Genomic DNA, 15,843 nt, shown 5'->3' with positions numbered 1-15,843 from the left:
CAAGTTGTCGAATTTGACATTCTGCTCGCGTGCTCGCTCATTAGTTTACAAACGTTCAGCAGAAGAAGTACGAAGGTCAGCTGGTATAGCCAGCTCGTACTCGATTTTGCTGACGTCACGGTTGTTGCTAGCCGTCTTCCCTCCCTTGGTCCTCGCTCAATCACATGCAATAGACCTGACCCAAGTCCTTTCCGCGTTTACGGTCCAGCCAGCCGCCCCTATGGGCGCTCTAGCATGTCGGCTTGGTGCAAGATTTCACACGCACATCTGTTGCATTTGCAAACGAACAGCGACCCGGCAATCCGTGGCATATATGTGCGAGCCGGTAACCGAAAACGCGCAGCGCCCTGACCGGGGCCGCCTGCGCGCGCCAGTGCGTCAGAAGTATGACAACCCCAGCCCCCGGCGCAGCTCGTCGACCGTGCTGGCCGCCACTTCGCGCGCCCTGGCCGTGCCTTCCTTGAGCACCTGCATCACGTAGCCTTTGTCCTTGGCAAATTCCTCGCGCCGTGCGCGGATCGGCGCCAGCAGCTCCTGCAAGATGCCCTCCAACCGTTTCTTGACCACGCTGTCGCCCAGGCCGCCGCGCACGTAATGCGCCTTCATCTCGGCCAGGCCCTCCTTGTCCGGGTCGAACGCATCGAGGTAGATGAAGGCGACATTGCCCTCCAGGTGCCCGGGGTCGGACACGCGCAGGTGCAGCGGATCGGTGTACACCATCTTCACCGCGGCGCGGATCTCGTCCGCCGACGCTCCCAGGTTGATCGTATTGCCGAGCGACTTGCTCATCTTGGCCTTGCCGTCGATCCCAGGCAGGCGCCCCACTTCCGGCACCAGCGCCCGGCACTCGACCAGGATGTCCTGCCCCGCCACGCGGTTGAAACGCCGCACGATCTCGTTGGTTTGCTCGAGCATCGGGATCTGGTCTTCGCCCACCGGCACGATGCTCGCCTTGAACGCGGTGATGTCCGCCGCCTGGCTGACCGGGTAGGTCAAAAAGCCCGCGGGAATATCACGCTCGAAGCCGCGCAGGCGGATTTCTTCCTTCACCGTCGGGTTGCGCTCCAGGCGCGCGACGGTGACCAGGTTCAGGTAGTAAAAGGTCAGCTCGGCCAGTTCGGGAATCTGGGACTGGATCAGGATCTTCGATTTGGCCGGGTCGATGCCAGCGGCCAAGTAATCGAGCGCCACCTCCACCACGTTCCGGTGTACCTTACCGAGGTCATCCATGTTGTCGGTCAGGGCCTGCGCGTCGGCAAGCATGACGAACTGCCGGTAGTGATGCTGGTAGGCCACGCGGTTGCGCAGGCTGCCGACGAAATGGCCCAGGTGCAGCGGGCCGGTGGGGCGATCCCCGGTCAGGATGACCGGAGCGGGAACAGCAGAAATGTCTTGCGAGCTCATCGAGTTTCCTTATCTATGCCTCGATCCTGCTGCGCGCGAAAAGACAAAACGCCACCCGAATCGAGGCGGCGTTCGCTGAATGTCACATCCTGTCCAGTAGCGCCGCAGTCAGCGGCGCCACCATGGGAAAAGGAGAGGATGCGGGTTCAAAAAATTCATGGATCGCATGGTTACAGGTTGGCGCGGCGCTGTCAACCGCCTTTGGGGCCCGGTTCAGCGCGAACTTTCGCCGGTCGAGCTCGCTCTAAGGAAATGTTTTGGCGTCAAGAAATCAGGAAACGGCAGGTCTTATGCAGTCACAACCAAGCAAGAATCCCCCGCCGCACCCGCTCGAACTGTGGGGCGGCCTCGAATGCACCGTCAACCGGGTGCGCGACACCTATTTTTCCCAACTCGACAGGAACGGGCACGCCACGCGCCTTGACGATATCGCCCGCTTCGCCTCGCTCGGCATCCGCGCGATCCGCTACCCTATCCTGTGGGAACGCACCGCGCCGGACGGGCTGGCCAGCGCCGACTGGAGCTGGGCCGATGCGCGCCTCACGGCCCTTCGCGACGCTGGCGTAACGCCGATCGCGGGACTGGTCCACCACGGCAGCGGCCCGCGTCACACCAGCCTGATCGACCCGGACTTCGCGACGCAACTGGCCGCCTACGCGGCTGCCGTCGCCGCGCGCTACCCCTGGCTCGAGTATTACACGCCCGTCAACGAACCCTGCACCACAGCCCGCTTTTCCGGCTTGTATGGCGTGTGGTATCCGCACGGGCATGACGACCGCACGTTTGTGCAGACCCTGCTCAACCAGTGCCGCGCGGTCGTGCTGTCGATGCGCGCGATTCGCCAAACCAACCCGAACGCCAAGCTGGTGCAGACCGACGACCTCGGCAAGACCTACAGCACGCCCGAACTGGCGCACGTAGCCGATTTTTACAATGAGCGGCGCTGGCTGGCGTGGGATCTGCTGTGCGGCAAGGTCGATCCTGAACATACGTTGTGGGACTACCTCACCGGCACCGGCATCGACGCAGCCGAATTTCTCTGGTTCCGCGACAACCCCTGCCCGCCGGACATCATCGGCGCCAACTACTACGTCACGAGCGAACGCTGGCTCGACCACCGCCCGCAACGCTATCCAGCCAACCGCCGCGGCACCGCCGGCGACCGGCCATGCGCGGACATCGAAGCCTCGCGCGCGCTGGCCACGCCGACGCCGGGCATCGGGCCGCTGCTGCAGGAGGCATGGGACCGCTATCGCCTGCCGCTGGCCGTCACCGAAGCGCACATCGACGCCACCCGCGAAGACCAGTTGCGCTGGCTGCGCGAAATCTGGGAAGCGGCCCGGCGGGCGCGCGACAACGGGGCGGACGTGCGCGCGGTCACGGTATGGTCGCTGCTCGGCTCGTTCGACTGGAACTGCCTGGTCACCCAGTGCCACGGCTATTACGAACCGGGGCCGTTCGATGTGCGATCGCCCGCACCGCGCCCCACCGCGCTTGCCAAGATGATGCGCGAGCTGTCGGCAGGGAGCGCGTTGTCACACCCGGCCCTGCACGGCCAGGGCTGGTGGCGCCGCCCGGGACGCTTCTTGTGCCCGCCCGTGGCAACGCCCGCCGCGCTGACCTCGATTCCCGCAGACCCGCACCACCTGGTCCGCGCCCCGGCCGCGCCAATCCTGGTCATTGGCGCCACCGGCACCCTGGGCCGCGCATTTGCACGCATTTGCAAGGAGCGCAACCTAGCCTGCCGCCTGCTGTCCCGGCAGGACATGGACATTGCCGACGCCAACGCCGTGGAACGGGCGCTGGAACAGTACCAGCCATGGGCAGTCATCAATGCATCCGGTTACGTGCGCGTCGACGACGCGGAGCGCGAACCGGACCTGTGCTTCCGCGAAAACACGCTCGGCCCGGCGATCCTGGCTGCCGCGTGCGCACGCCACGGCGTGCACCTGACCACGTTTTCAAGCGATTTGGTGTTCGACGGCAAGCGCGACGCGCCCTACGTCGAATCGGACCGGGTCTCCCCGCTCAACGTCTATGGCAGGAGCAAGGCCGAAGCGGAGGCAAGCGTGCTCGACCGGCACCCGAACGCTCTGGTCGTGCGCAGCAGCGCCTTCTTCGGGCCGTGGGACAGCCACAACTTCGTGACGCAGGCCTTGTGCGCGCTGGAACGTGGCACACCTTTCGTTGCCGCCAGCGACATGACCGTCTCGCCCACCTACGTTCCCGACCTGGTGAACGCGTGCCTGGACCTGGCGGTCGATGGCGAAAGCGGCGTGTGGCACCTCTCGAACGGGCATCCGGTCACCTGGGCGGAACTGGCCTTGCGGGCCGCCGAACGGGCCGGCATCGATGCCAGCCGGTTACAGGCCCAGCCGAGCAGCGCCTGCCAATACCGCGCGCCGCGGCCGGGCTACAGCGCCATGGGCAGCGAACGCGCGCTGCTGCTCCCTGGGCTGGACAGCGCACTGGACCGGTATTCCCAGGCGCGTGGCGTCAAGGACGCCGAGTACGAGGAACTGGTCAACGCAACGGTGGGCCACCGGCGCGCAGGATGATGATGCTGCCCGGTGGCCGCAGGCCTAATGCGGCCGCTGGCGCAGGTACTCCTCCACCTGATGGCCCTCGAACCAGGAAATATCCTTCGGAATTTCCTCTTCGACCATCTGCTGCACTTCCTTCGTCATGTTTTCACGCAGCAGGCCCAGCATCTCGGGCGCGGCAATCACGCACAGCTTGTCAAAGCGATGTTCGTTGCGCGCCTTGTCGAGCTCGCGCGCAACCGTCTCGGAGAACCGTTCCACCTCTTTCTTAACCGGCGTCACGTCCGGTTCGTAGGTGTCGCTCGGGGCCTGCGCGCCCTTGCCGTAAAAGCGGTCCTGCGGCTCGGCATTGATGTCCTCGTTCTTCATCCGGCCCTTGGGGTTGACCATGTCCTCGACCTCGTGCAGATGCTGATCCGCCGACCATTCGAAAATGCGCGCGCGGTAGCCGTCCGCGGCCAATACCCATGTCGTTTGCATAGACTCCTCCTGTAGATTCGGATACATCGAAGGAACAGTGTAGCGCCCTGCGCAAAAACGCGGAGTTTGGTAAGCAACGTTATAAAATGGACCGCTTGTCAAACAATCACAAGGGCCCGACACAGTGCAAGAGCAACACGCATTCCCCTTCATTCGAGAAATTCTTTTATTTCTCACCCTCGCCGGCATCCTCATTCCCACGCTGCAGCGTCTGCGCATCAACCAGGTGCTCGGCTTTCTCGCGGTCGGCGCGCTGGTCGGCCCGTACGGTCTGGTGCTGCTGGCGCCGCACTACCCGCTGCTCGGCTTCCTGACCTTCCCCAGCGGTGGCGGCGTGTCGATGCTGGCCGAACTGGGCGTGCTGTTCCTGATGTTCATGATCGGACTCGAACTGTCCGCCGCGCGCCTGTGGGCGATGCGGCGCTGGGTCTTTGGCGCCGGCAGCCTCCAGGTGCTGGCCAGCGCCCTGCTGATCGGCGGGGCGGTCTACCTGCTCGGTGAACCGCCGGAAGCCGCGGTGATCCTCGGCCTGGTGCTGTCGCTCTCGTCCACCGCCGTGGTCATGCAGCTGATGAGCGAACAGCACACAACCGGCAGCCCGCTCGGCCAGGCCGCGTTCGCGGTGCTGATGCTGCAGGACCTGGCCGTGGTGCCGATCCTGATCCTGATCGGCGCGCTGGGCGGCGGCGGGCATGAAAACGTAGCGATGCTGGCCCTCTTCACCATGCTCAAGGCCGGCGCCGCGATCGCGCTCATCTACCTCGTTGGCGGGCGCGTGATCCACCCGCTGTTTCGCGCCTTTGCGCGCCAGCGCCAGCCGGACGTGTTCATGGCGCTGATCCTGCTCTCGACCTTCGGCATCGCCAGCCTGTCGGCGGCGGCCGGGCTGTCGATGGCGCTTGGCGCGCTGATCGCGGGCCTCCTGATCGCGGAGACCGAGTTCAAGCACGAAGTCGAACTGATGGTCGAGCCGTTCAAAGGGCTGCTGATGGGCCTGTTCTTCATGACGGTCGGGATGGGCATGGACGCACGCCAGATCATGCAGGCGCCGCTGTGGCTGTGCGAAGCGGTGATTGGACTGGTGCTGCTCAAGGCACTGGTCGTGGCGCTGCTGTTTCGCGCCGGCCGGCTGCCCTGGGGCCGCGCGCTCGAAGGCGGCCTGCTGCTCGGCCAGGGCGGCGAATTCGCGTTCATCGTGGTCGGCTACGCGGTCTCGCAAAAACTCCTCGATCCTGGACTGGGCGCGCGCGTGATGCTGGCGGTCGGCCTGTCGCTGTTCATCACTCCCCTGCTCGCGCGTGTCGGACGCTCGCTTGGGGAAAAGTCGGAGAAGGCCGAACACGAACATGTGACGAGCCTGGATGACGCACAGCTCGAACCGGCATCCGGGCGGATCGTCATCGCCGGCTTTGGGCGCGTCGGCCAGCATCTGGCCAAGCTGCTGACCGAACAGGGGATCGAGTACGTCGCGTTCGAGATCAATGCCAAGCAGGTGTCCAAGCTGCACAAACAAGGGCTGCCGGTCTACTTCGGCAATGCTTCCCGCTCGGAGCTGCTGCGCCGCGTGCACGCGGGTAACGCCCGGGCGATCGTGCTGACGATGGACCATCCGGCATCGGCCCTGCAAGCGGTGCGCGGCATCCGGCGCGAGTTCCCGCACGTGCCGGTGTTCGTGCGCTCGCGCGACGAAAAGCATGCGCGTGCGCTCAAACAGGCCGGCGCGAGCGTGGTGGTGCCGGAGACGCTGGAAGCGAGCTTGCAGTTATCGGCGTTCGTGCTTGACGCCCTGGGGCTGGACGAGCGCACGGTCGACCGCATCGTTGAAAATGAACGGGAACTGTTCGTGGCGACACTGACGGGTGAAGCGACGCCGCCAAAGTAAATCATCAGCGCCCAGCAGCCGTTCAACCCGGATTATTCGGCCGCAGTTCCACTCCGAGCATGTGCAGATCGATCGTCTCTGCCATCAATCTGTAGCCGGCTTCGTTAGGATGAAGATGATCGCCGCTGTCCAAGTCTGGGCGAAGCCGGCCCGGATGGGCCGGATCCCGTAGGGCCAGGTCGAAGTCGACAACCACATCAAATGCGCCAGAGTTGCGAATCCACGTATTGACCGCCTGGCGTTTGGCCTCGGCCGCTTCGGAGTAGAAGCGTTTGGTACCTTCGAAGGGCAATAAGGTACCCGCCCAGATCCTCACCCCGCTTTCCCGCGCGCGCGCAGCCAGCGTCTTCATCCCCTCGATAATCTGTTCAACCGACACCTGTTCCTTCGCGCTGGGCAGCATGTGCGAGGCTGCAATGTCGTTGATTCCTTGATGCATTAGGATCCAATGTACCCCTGGCTTGTCCAGCGCGTCCCGCTGGAAACGCGACAGCGCGCTTGGGCCGACGAAGGGTTTGGACGCATCGTTCAGCAGACGATTGCCGGCAATGCCCGCGTTCAGGATCGCGATCTGTGCGAGGCTGGGGTTCCCCTGCATGCGCTGCGCCAGTGCATCGGTCCAGCGAGCGTTGTGGTCGATCCCGGATCCGATTCCATCGGCAATCGAATCCCCCAGCACGACAAAGGTACGTGCTTCGCCGGAAGGAACGACCTCAACGTCGGTCAAGAAGTAGCGGCTGTCGTCGGTCTGCTCCGCGAAAAAACTCTGCGCAGCACCAAGATCGTCAGTCGTCATGAACGCGGTCTGCATCCCGGCGCCGTGAATGGTCGACACGGTCACTTGGGTGGGCAGGTACATACTAATCACGAGGTTGCGTAAAGCTGGCACCTCCATGTCGACGGGATCGCTCAGCACGCTCTCGCCGGCAGCGATCGTCACTTTCGGCCCGCCAGCGAACGTCAGCGTATGATCGGTGCCCGATTGTACTTGCCCGCCGCCAGCGTCCACGCCCAGATGCACAGGACCAATGCTGACAGGAGCGGTGCCGTACAGGTTGGACAGTCGAATGCGGATTTTCGACCCGGCGATGGTGTTCCGGACCACTTGTCGGATCGTTTGGGCTTTCAGCGCCGGGCCTGGGGAATCGGGCACGGCGGCCCAGGAGGCATTCCAGCGCTCATTCTCTGCGCCGTGCGCGAATGCACTAAACGTTAAAGATAGAAGCAACGCATTCAGCACATGTCTCATTATGGCTCCGTAGTCACGATTAATTCGAACACGATTTTGCTAACGATTAATTTCCAATTCGCTATCGATTCTACGCGGTTCTACGTGTGCGATTACTCTCCAAATCTTGCAGTTCCAGATATATTCAACGATCCTCGCAGGAGTAGCGTCAGGCCGGGGAAGACTGGGCAAACGTCGTTCCTGGCCGGTTGCGGCCGTCTGTCAAGGTTCGGTTACGACGAATGTTATTTTCACGTCAATCAGGACTTTAGTTACTCGTTCTAAGCCATCGCCCGCTCGGCAGCACGAATTCCCCACCACGCCGCCTCTTCAAACACCGAAAACCCCGACAGGTCCGCATGCGCGAACAGGATCGGCCCATCGGCTTCGCGCAATGCCTTCAATCCTTCGTTACTGCGAAACCCCGGCAATGGCGCCGCCATCGCGTGCCCGCGCAGCGTAATGTCCACGCGCTCCACGCAGGGCGCGAAGCGCCAGCCGTACGCAGTTTTCAGGTCCACGCTCGCCAGTTCGACCAGCTCGTCGGCGCCCGCTTTCATCAGCCACTTGCGCGCCTCTTCAGGCGTGCGGTCCGAAAGCGCCACGTAGGCCGTGAACACTGTCTTTTCGGGCGGCCGCACGCTGATGTCCTGGTGCGTGGAGACCACGTAGCCCAGCCCCGGCTCCTGGTAGGCCACGTTGTCCCACGAAAGCGGCGCGCCTTCCCGTTCGCGCGGGAAGTCCTTCATCAGGAAGTTCGCCACCATCCACGGCGCGTAGGCCGGTATGTGCCGCTTGGGGTCGAAGCCGTATGCGCCGATATCCTCGACCACACGCGCCGCCACGTACACTGGTATGGCGCAGATCGCCTTGCGCGCCCGCGCCACAAAGGTTTGCGGTACGCCGCCTTCGAGCGTAAAACACAGCGCCTCGATACCGGCCTGCGTACGCCGAAGCGATACCGCCGTCCCCGCCATACGCTTAACGCCGGAATGCGTAGCCATCGCCTCGGCCAGCGGCGCCAGTCCGCCGGGCCATGTCAGCCATGCGCCGTTGCCGGCATTGGCGGCCTGCCCCCAGCGGCTGCAGTAGTAGTGCAATCCGGCCCACGCCGAAACCTTGTCGTAGCGCGTGCCGTAGTCGTCGCGGCAGCAGTAGTTCAGGTACCAGTGCAGGGTCGGCGAGCGGTAGCCTTCGCGCTCCAGCCAGTCTTTGAGCGTAATGCGGTCGAGCGCCTGCCACTCTGGATCGAGCGACGAATGCACGGTCGGGAACACGAATACCCGCCGCCCGTCCGCCCCGTGCGTGCGTCGCAGCTCTTCCACCTGCGCGAAAAAGCGCTTGTGTTCAAGCAGCTCGTGCGCCGGCACGCCCTCGGTCGGCAAAAAACCGTCCTGCCATTTGCCGTTGAAAAGCAGGCGCTCTTCCGGTCCGTGCAGGATGCAGCGCTCATCGTAATATGGCTTCTCGCCGAACGAATCGCGCTCGATGATGCCCAGGTCGGCCAGGATCTGGCGCACGTGGGTCGATTCCGGCGACGGCAGCGGCAGGTAGTGCGCGCCGGTCGGGCAGGCCAGATCGCCAAAGCGCGCGCCGGCCGCGTTCCCGTACGGCTGCGGCCCGTCGATCATCAAGAAGTCCCGGTGCCCTTCGCGGTTCAACTTCCACGCTGCGGACAGGCCGCCGACGCCGGAGCCAAGGATCAGCACGTCGGTCTCGACCACGTGCGACGGCTTTGGCAAGGCGCGGCGGTCGCGCAGGTAGTGCCCTTCGTCCCGGCCCGGATACTGCACCGTCGCGGGAATCTCCTGCCAGCGCGCGAAACCGGCGGCGCTGCCGACGGCCGACAAGCCCGCCGCCCCGCCCCACGCGATGAACGAGCGGCGATCCATCAGCGGATCACCTGGCGCCAGTCCTGCTCGAACTCGCGCACCAGCGACTGCGTGTTCAGACGGTTCGGCGCCATCGCCTTGCGCTGCATGTCGGGCGGGAAGCTGAACATCTCGCGCGTGGTCTCGGCATTCAGGTAGCGCATCGGCAGCGCATAGCTGATTGGGGGCGTGTAGCGCCCCTGCGGCGACGCCAGGATGAAGCCCCACTCGCCGAACGACGGCACATAGGCATGGTACGGCCAGGTGGACAAGCCGACGTCGCGCAGGGTGGCATCGATGGTCCAGAAGGCGTGCGGCGCAAAGAACGGCGACGTCGACTGCACCACGATCAGCCCGTTGGCCGCGACGTGCTTCTTGAGCATCCCGTAGAACGGCACCGAATACAGTTTGCCGAGCGCGAAGCTGGATGGATCGGGGAAGTCGACGATCGCTGCATCGAACATGCCGTCAGCCTGCTGCAGCCAGATCGCGGCGTCGGCGTTGATGACCTTGACGCGCGGATCGTGGAACGAGCCGTGATTGAGCTTGACCAGTTCCGCTCGGGATGCAAAGGCTTTGGTCATCGCCGGATCAAGGTCCACCAGCGTGACCTGTTCGATGTTCGGGTAGCGCAGAATCTCGCGCAGCGCCAGGCCGTCGCCGCCGCCCAGCACCAGCACGCGCTTAGCCCACGGCAGCGCCGCCAGCGCGGGGTGCACCAGCGCCTCGTGGTAGCGGTATTCGTCGCGCGAGGAGAACTGCAGGTTGCCGTTGATGTAAAGGCGCAGGTCATCCTTCCAGCGCGTGACCACCAGACGCTGGTACGGCGTGCTGGTCGAGAAGATCACCTCGTCGCCGAACAGGCCATGCTCGCCCCACTCCACCATCCGGTCCGACAAGGCAAAGCCGAGCACCAGCGCAAACATCACCGCCGAAGCGCGCAGCGCCCTGCCCCCCACATCGGCCAGTTCGGCGCGGAATGCGTACAGGGTCCAGAAAGCGACGCCGACGTTGAGCATCCCGAACAAAAAGCCGGTGCGCACCAGGCCAAGGTATGGCGCCAGCACCAGCGGGAACAGCAGCGACACGGCCAGCGCGCCGAGGTAGTCGAAGGTCAGCACGCGGCTGACCAACTCATTGAATTCGGTGCGGCGCGCGTTCAGCGCCCGCATCACCAACGGCACCTCCATGCCGACCAGCGCGCCGACCATGAACACCAGTACATACAGCAGCGTGCGAAACGGCGCCGTCATCCACGAGAAGGTCATGAACAGCAGCGCCGCCGAGACGCCGCCGATCAGGCCCACCGCCAGTTCGATGTCGATGAAGCGCGCCAGAACGTCCTCGTCGTTGACGTACTTCGAGAAATGTGCGCCCACGCCCATGGCGAACAGGTAGCAGCCGATAATGGTCGAGAACTGCAGGATCGAGTCGCCCAGCAGGTAGCTCGACAGGGCGCCGGCGATCAGTTCGTAGGCCAGTCCACAGGACGCGACAACAAATACCGACAGGATAAGAATTTTTTTGGTCATCAAGTCTCTTTTGCTCTAAGATCGCCCTGTGCTGTCATTCTGACTATTTCTCAGGAGAACATCTTGCCCGCCATCGTAAACTATCTGCTGCATCTTTTAACGGCTGCCGCGCTGGTTTTGGTGTTTTTCGTGATTTACGTCCGCGTCACTCCGTATGACGAGGTCCTGCTGATCCGCCAGGGCAACTGCGCCGCCGCACTGTCGCTGGGCGGCGCCCTGATCGGCTTTTCGATCACGATCGCCTCGGCCCTGCTGCATACCCTCGGCTATTACGAATTCGCGCTCTGGGCCTTCGGCGCCATGGTGGTGCAGGTGCTGGTGTTCGCGGTCACCACCTCCCTGCTGCGCATGTCGAAGGACCAGATCGAGGCCGACAACCGGGCATTCGGCGGCCTGCTGGGCTCGATCTCGCTGGCGATCGGCTTCGTCAACGCAGGCTGCATTTCCTGAACCATCTTCCATACACGGAGACCTACCATGTCATTCGGCTCGTTCATCAAGAAGCAGTTTATTGACGTCCTCCAGTGGAACGAGGAGGTCGATGGTGTGCTCGCCTGGCGCTACCCGATGCAGGATTTCGAGATCCAGAATGGCGGTGTGTTGATCGTGCGCGAATCGCAAGTGGCGGTGTTCGTCAATGAAGGCCGCATCGCCGACGTGTTCGGACCCGGCACCCACAAGCTCACTACCCAGACGCTGCCGGTGCTGACCAACCTGATGAACTGGGATAAGCTGTTCGACTCGCCGTTCAAGTCGGACGTGTACTTCTTCAGCACCCGCGTGCAGACCGGCCGCAAGTGGGGCACGGCGCAGCCGATCACGATCCGCGACAAGGACTTCGACATGATCCGCGTGCGCGCCTTCGGCATCTATTCGTACCGCATCGCGGACGCGCGCAAGTTCTTCACCGAGATCAGCGGCACGCGTGAAGCCTATGCGCGCGATCAGGTCGAAGACCAGCTACGCTCGATCCTGCTCGCGACCATGGCCAACTCGCTGGGCGCATCGCAGATCCCGTTCCTGGATATGGCCGCCAACCAGACGCTGATGGCGCAGCAGGTCAGGAGCGACCTGGTGGCCGCGTTCGCGCGCTACGGCATCGATCTGGACGAATTCAACGTCACCAGCGTCAGCCTGCCGGAAGAACTGCAGGCGTCGCTCGACGAGCGCATCGCGGCCGGCATGAAGGGCGGCCTGTCGGCCGAGAAGATGGGTGGCTTCACCCAGTTCCAGGTCGCGAGCAGCATTCCGCTGGCAGCGCAGAACGAAGGCGGCATCGCCGGCATCGGCGCCGGCATCGGGGCTGGGATGGCGATCGGGCAGACCATGGCCCAGGGCCTGGCGGGCGCATACACGCCGCCCCAACCCGCTGCCACGCCAGCCGCCGCGCCGGCCGCCGAATCGATCGAGGACCGACTGCAAAAGCTCAAGGGCCTGCTCGACAAGGGACTGATCTCGCAAGCCGACTACGACGGCACCAAGGCCGAGCTGCTCAAGAAGCTGATCGGCTAAACCGCGGTCCATGCAGAACGTCTCCTGCCCAAGCTGCGGCGCGCCGGTTCAATTCAAGTCGCATGCCTCCGTCATGGCGGTATGCGAGTACTGCCACGCCACGGTGGTCAAGGATGCCGAGGGCGTCAAGGACCTGGGCAAGATGTCGTCGGTGCTGGAGGATTATTCGCGCATCCAGGTCGGCACCGCGGGCAGGCTGGGCCAGCGCAGCTTTACGGTAGTGGGCCGGATCCAGCTGCGCTATTCGGCCGGCATGTGGAACGAATGGTACCTGCTGTTCGACGATGGCGGCAGCGGCTGGCTGGGCGACTCGTCCGGCATGTACGTGGTGACAACCGAACGCGAACTGGGCGCGGCATGGCCCCCGTTCGACGAGATCCGGATCGGAAAGGAGTATGCCTTCGGTGGCGGCCGCTACGCCGCGTCCGAACGGCGCGTGGCCGACTGCATCGGCGGCCAGGGCGAACTGCCCATGCGCGTGGGCGCCGGATGGCAGGCGCGGGTTGCCGATTTCCGCAGCGGGACAGGCTTTGCGACGCTCGATTACTCGGATGGCGAGCAGCCGGTGCTGTACTGCGGCACCGCCGTGACGTTGGAAGAGATGCAGTGCCAGCTGCTGCGCGAGGACGAGCAGATCAAGGAGAGCGCCGGCAAATACCGCGGGCACGTCGCCTCGCTCGAATGCCCCACCTGCGGCACCGCGATCAGCTACCTGCCTGGACTGACATCGCACATCGTCTGCCAGAGCTGCCACACCCAGCTCGACGCAGCCAGCCCGCAGGTCCAGGTGCTGGCCAAGGGCGCCGCTCTCGAGCACGTCAGCTTTACCCTCCCGCTCGGCGCCACGGCCAACATCAACGGCAACGAATACAGCGTGACCGGCGCCATGAAACGCCGCGACGGCGAAGGTACCGCCTGGAGCGAATACCTACTGTACAGCACGCGGGCGGGATTCCTCTGGCTGGTCGAAACCACAGAGGGCTGGTCGCGCGCGCTGGTGATGCACGACTGGCCGGCGCCCGTGAACCCGGATGCGTCCCAGCTCGTGGTCGACAAACAGGGCTTCAAGCGCGAATACGGCTACGCGGCGCGCGTCGAGTACGCGGCCGGCGCCTTCAACTGGCGGGTCACCGTTGGGGACGAGGTGCAAGTGGTCGAGTTCGCGCAGGGGCAGACGCGCCTGGCGGCCGAATTCACGCCTGAAGAATTGACCTGGTCGCGCTCCACCCCGGTCGCCTACGACCAGATTACCGCATGGTTCGGCCAGCAGGCGACGCGCCTGGCAGCGCGCACCCCGCCCGGGCTGCCCGTCAAGCTGGAAACCATGGCGAAGAACTTCATGGTCGCCATCGTGCTCATGAACCTGATTCCGCTGATATTTAACACTGGCGGATCGATTGGCTGGGTCCTGTTTGGCCTGGCTGCAATCTACCTGCCCTCGCAATTCATTGGCGGCGGAGTCCCCAAAGAATGAACCACAAATTCTTCGTCTACGCGCTCGCGGTCACGATCATCTCCACCCTCGCCAGCTGGGGCAGCATGGGCGAATCCTCGAGCACGCCGGGCGGCAGCAGCTGGAGCTCGCAATCGCGCGGCGGCTACAGCGGCGGCTATACCGGCGGCGGTGGGCACAAGTGACAGATTGCCGCCATCGTCCCGCGGGGCTGCATCTGCTGGCCGACCTGCACGGCGTCGCCCCTGCCCTGCTGTCCGACGCGGCGCGCATCGACGCGCTGCTGCGCGAGGCCGCGCAAGCCGCTGGCGCGCGCATCCTGCACAGCCACTTCCACCACTTCGGGGCAGGCTGCGGCGTCACCGGTGTGCTGCTGCTGGCCGAATCCCACATTTCGATCCACACCTGGCCGGAAGACGGCTTTGCCGCGGCCGACATCTTCATGTGCGGGTCGGCGCAGCCGGAGCGCGCGCTCGAACTGATCGAACAGGCGCTGCAGCCGGCGTCGCGCATGGTCAAGACCATCGAACGCGGACGGCTATAATCTTCGGATATTACTCATCCGACCGGGAAGCAGCATGAACGACACAGCCAACGCCGCGCCACCCAAGGCGCTCGGCCATATCCGCGTACTCGACCTGTCGCGCGTGCTGGCCGGGCCGTGGTGCTCACAGAACCTGGCCGATCTGGGCGCGGACGTGATCAAGATCGAACGCCCCGGCAGCGGCGACGACACGCGCGCCTGGGGGCCGCCGTACGCCAAGGACGGCGCCGGCCGCGACACCAGCGAAGCCGCCTACTACCTGTCCGCCAACCGCGGCAAGCGCTCGGTGACGGTCGACATCGCCAGCAGCGAAGGCCAGGCGCTGGTGCGCGAACTGGCGCGCCATGCGGACGTGGTGCTGGAGAACTTCAAGGTCGGCCACCTGAAGCGCTATGGCCTGGACTATGAATCGATCAAGGCCGTCAAACCGGACATCGTCTACTGCTCGATCACCGGCTTTGGGCAGGACGGGCCGTACGCGCACCGCGCCGGCTACGATTTCCTAATCCAGGGAATGGGCGGCCTGATGTCGGTGACCGGCGAGCGCGACGGCCAGCCGGGCGGCGGCCCGCAAAAAGTCGGCGTGGCGCTCACGGATCTGATGACCGGCATGTACGCGACCGTGGCGGTGCTGGCCGCGCTCACCCACCGCGATCGCACCGGCCAGGGCCAACACATCGACATGGCGCTGCTCGACACCCAGGTCGCGATGCTCGCCAACGTCGGCAGCAACTACCTCAACAGCGGCAAGCCACCCAAACGCTGGGGCAACGCGCACCCGAACATCGTGCCGTACCAGACCTTTGCCTGCTCCGATGGGCACATCATCGTCGCGGCGGGGAACGACGGGCAGTACCAGAAATTCGTCGAGGCGGGCGGGCGGCCTGAGCTGGCCGGCGACGCGCGCTTTGCGACCAATCCGCTGCGCGTGCAGAACCGGGACACGCTGGTGCCGCTGCTGGCCGAGATGGTTGCCACCCGCACCCGCGACGAATGGATCGATCTGCTGGAAGCGCGCGGCGTGCCCTGCGGACCGATCAACGACGTGGGCGAAGTGTTCGCCAATCCGCAGGTGCAGGCGCGCGGGATCGCAATCGAGCTGCCGCACCCGGCGGCCGGAAAGGTTAAGCTTGTACGCAGCCCGATGAAGATGTCGGCCACGCCTGCCACCAGCGAGAAGGCGCCGCCGCTGCTGGGCGAGCACACCGACGAGGTGCTGGCCGAGGTGCTGGGCAAGAGCGCCGGCGAGATCGCGGCGCTGCGCGCAAAGGGTGTGCTGTAGAAATTCTCGTACGGCTTGCAGGAGGCGTAGGGGACGCGGGGCCGCCGAGCACCCGTGCGCACGCGGTACGGGTGAATATTGTTTGCCTCGGAATGCGCACGTACCGCGTGCG

13 protein-coding genes are annotated in these 15,843 nt (G+C 64.6%); 8 read left to right on the top strand and 5 right to left on the bottom strand.

The features are described 5' to 3' along the window. Positions 1 to 378: 378 nt before the first annotated feature. Entirely contained in the window at positions 379 to 1,404 is a 1,026-nt protein-coding gene (trpS, locus tag E4O92_RS18555) for a tryptophan--tRNA ligase (RefSeq protein ID WP_135191137.1), read from the bottom strand. A gap of 290 nt (positions 1,405 to 1,694) precedes the next feature. Here trpS and E4O92_RS18550 point away from each other — a divergent pair, with 290 nt between their 5' ends. Beyond that, entirely contained in the window at positions 1,695 to 3,962 is a 2,268-nt protein-coding gene (locus E4O92_RS18550; protein WP_135191136.1) for a family 1 glycosylhydrolase, read from the top strand. Positions 3,963 to 3,986: 24 nt separating this feature from the next. On the opposite strand, the gene E4O92_RS18545 is transcribed toward E4O92_RS18550, so the two are convergent. Then, the gene (locus E4O92_RS18545) at positions 3,987 to 4,427 is read right to left on the bottom strand and encodes a host attachment protein (RefSeq protein ID WP_167759825.1); all 441 of its coding nucleotides are present in this window, start codon (positions 4,425 to 4,427) and stop codon (positions 3,987 to 3,989) included. 124 nt (positions 4,428 to 4,551) lie between these two features. Here E4O92_RS18545 and E4O92_RS18540 point away from each other — a divergent pair, with 124 nt between their 5' ends. Continuing rightward, positions 4,552 to 6,309 (top strand): cation:proton antiporter domain-containing protein, encoded by a 1,758-nt coding sequence (locus E4O92_RS18540; RefSeq protein ID WP_135191134.1) that lies wholly within the window; start codon positions 4,552 to 4,554, stop codon positions 6,307 to 6,309. A 22-nt stretch (positions 6,310 to 6,331) separates the two neighbouring features. On the opposite strand, the gene E4O92_RS18535 is transcribed toward E4O92_RS18540, so the two are convergent. The 3 genes from E4O92_RS18535 to E4O92_RS18525 all read right to left on the bottom strand — a co-directional run bounded on the left by E4O92_RS18535 (position 6,332) and on the right by E4O92_RS18525 (position 10,940). Continuing rightward, positions 6,332 to 7,558 carry an SGNH/GDSL hydrolase family protein gene (locus E4O92_RS18535; protein ID WP_135191133.1) on the bottom strand — a complete coding sequence of 409 codons (1,227 nt, stop codon included), beginning with the start codon at positions 7,556 to 7,558 and terminating at the stop codon, positions 6,332 to 6,334. A gap of 260 nt (positions 7,559 to 7,818) precedes the next feature. Further along, positions 7,819 to 9,429: an NAD(P)-binding protein gene (locus E4O92_RS18530; protein WP_135191132.1), complete on the bottom strand. Its 1,611-nt coding sequence runs from the start codon at positions 9,427 to 9,429 to the stop codon at positions 7,819 to 7,821. Continuing rightward, a complete protein-coding gene (locus E4O92_RS18525) occupies positions 9,429 to 10,940 on the bottom strand; it encodes a polyamine aminopropyltransferase (RefSeq protein WP_135191131.1) in 1,512 nt (503 codons plus the stop codon). The genes E4O92_RS18530 and E4O92_RS18525 overlap by 1 nt, the downstream gene beginning before the upstream one ends. Positions 10,941 to 11,003: 63 nt before the next feature. Here E4O92_RS18525 and E4O92_RS18520 point away from each other — a divergent pair, with 63 nt between their 5' ends. The 6 genes from E4O92_RS18520 to E4O92_RS18500 are packed head-to-tail and all read left to right on the top strand — an operon-like array spanning position 11,004 to position 15,731. Beyond that, on the top strand, positions 11,004 to 11,390 hold the full coding sequence (locus E4O92_RS18520; protein ID WP_135191130.1) for a DUF350 domain-containing protein: 387 nt from the start codon (positions 11,004 to 11,006) through the stop codon (positions 11,388 to 11,390). Positions 11,391 to 11,417: 27 nt separating this feature from the next. After that, positions 11,418 to 12,452, top strand: coding sequence for an SPFH domain-containing protein (locus tag E4O92_RS18515; protein ID WP_135191129.1), 1,035 nt, complete (start codon positions 11,418 to 11,420; stop codon positions 12,450 to 12,452). A 10-nt stretch (positions 12,453 to 12,462) separates the two neighbouring features. After that, positions 12,463 to 13,926 (top strand): DUF4178 domain-containing protein, encoded by a 1,464-nt coding sequence (locus E4O92_RS18510; protein ID WP_135191128.1) that lies wholly within the window; start codon positions 12,463 to 12,465, stop codon positions 13,924 to 13,926. Beyond that, a complete protein-coding gene (locus E4O92_RS24910; protein ID WP_167759824.1) occupies positions 13,923 to 14,090 on the top strand; it encodes a hypothetical protein in 168 nt (55 codons plus the stop codon). Before E4O92_RS18510 ends, E4O92_RS24910 begins: the two co-directional genes overlap by 4 nt. Beyond that, entirely contained in the window at positions 14,087 to 14,449 is a 363-nt protein-coding gene (gene speD / locus E4O92_RS18505; protein ID WP_135191127.1) for an adenosylmethionine decarboxylase, read from the top strand. Before E4O92_RS24910 ends, speD begins: the two co-directional genes overlap by 4 nt. A 34-nt stretch (positions 14,450 to 14,483) precedes the next feature. After that, positions 14,484 to 15,731, top strand: a complete 1,248-nt coding sequence (locus E4O92_RS18500) for a CaiB/BaiF CoA transferase family protein (RefSeq protein WP_135191126.1) — start codon at positions 14,484 to 14,486, stop codon at positions 15,729 to 15,731. Positions 15,732 to 15,843: the final 112 nt, after the last annotated feature.

This window comes from Massilia horti (assembly GCF_004614195.1).
GTDB classification, from domain to species: Bacteria; Pseudomonadota; Gammaproteobacteria; order Burkholderiales; family Burkholderiaceae_D; genus Telluria; species Telluria horti.
Note: the sequence above shows the minus strand (reverse complement) of the source record. Positions and strands in the feature narration are given on the sequence as shown.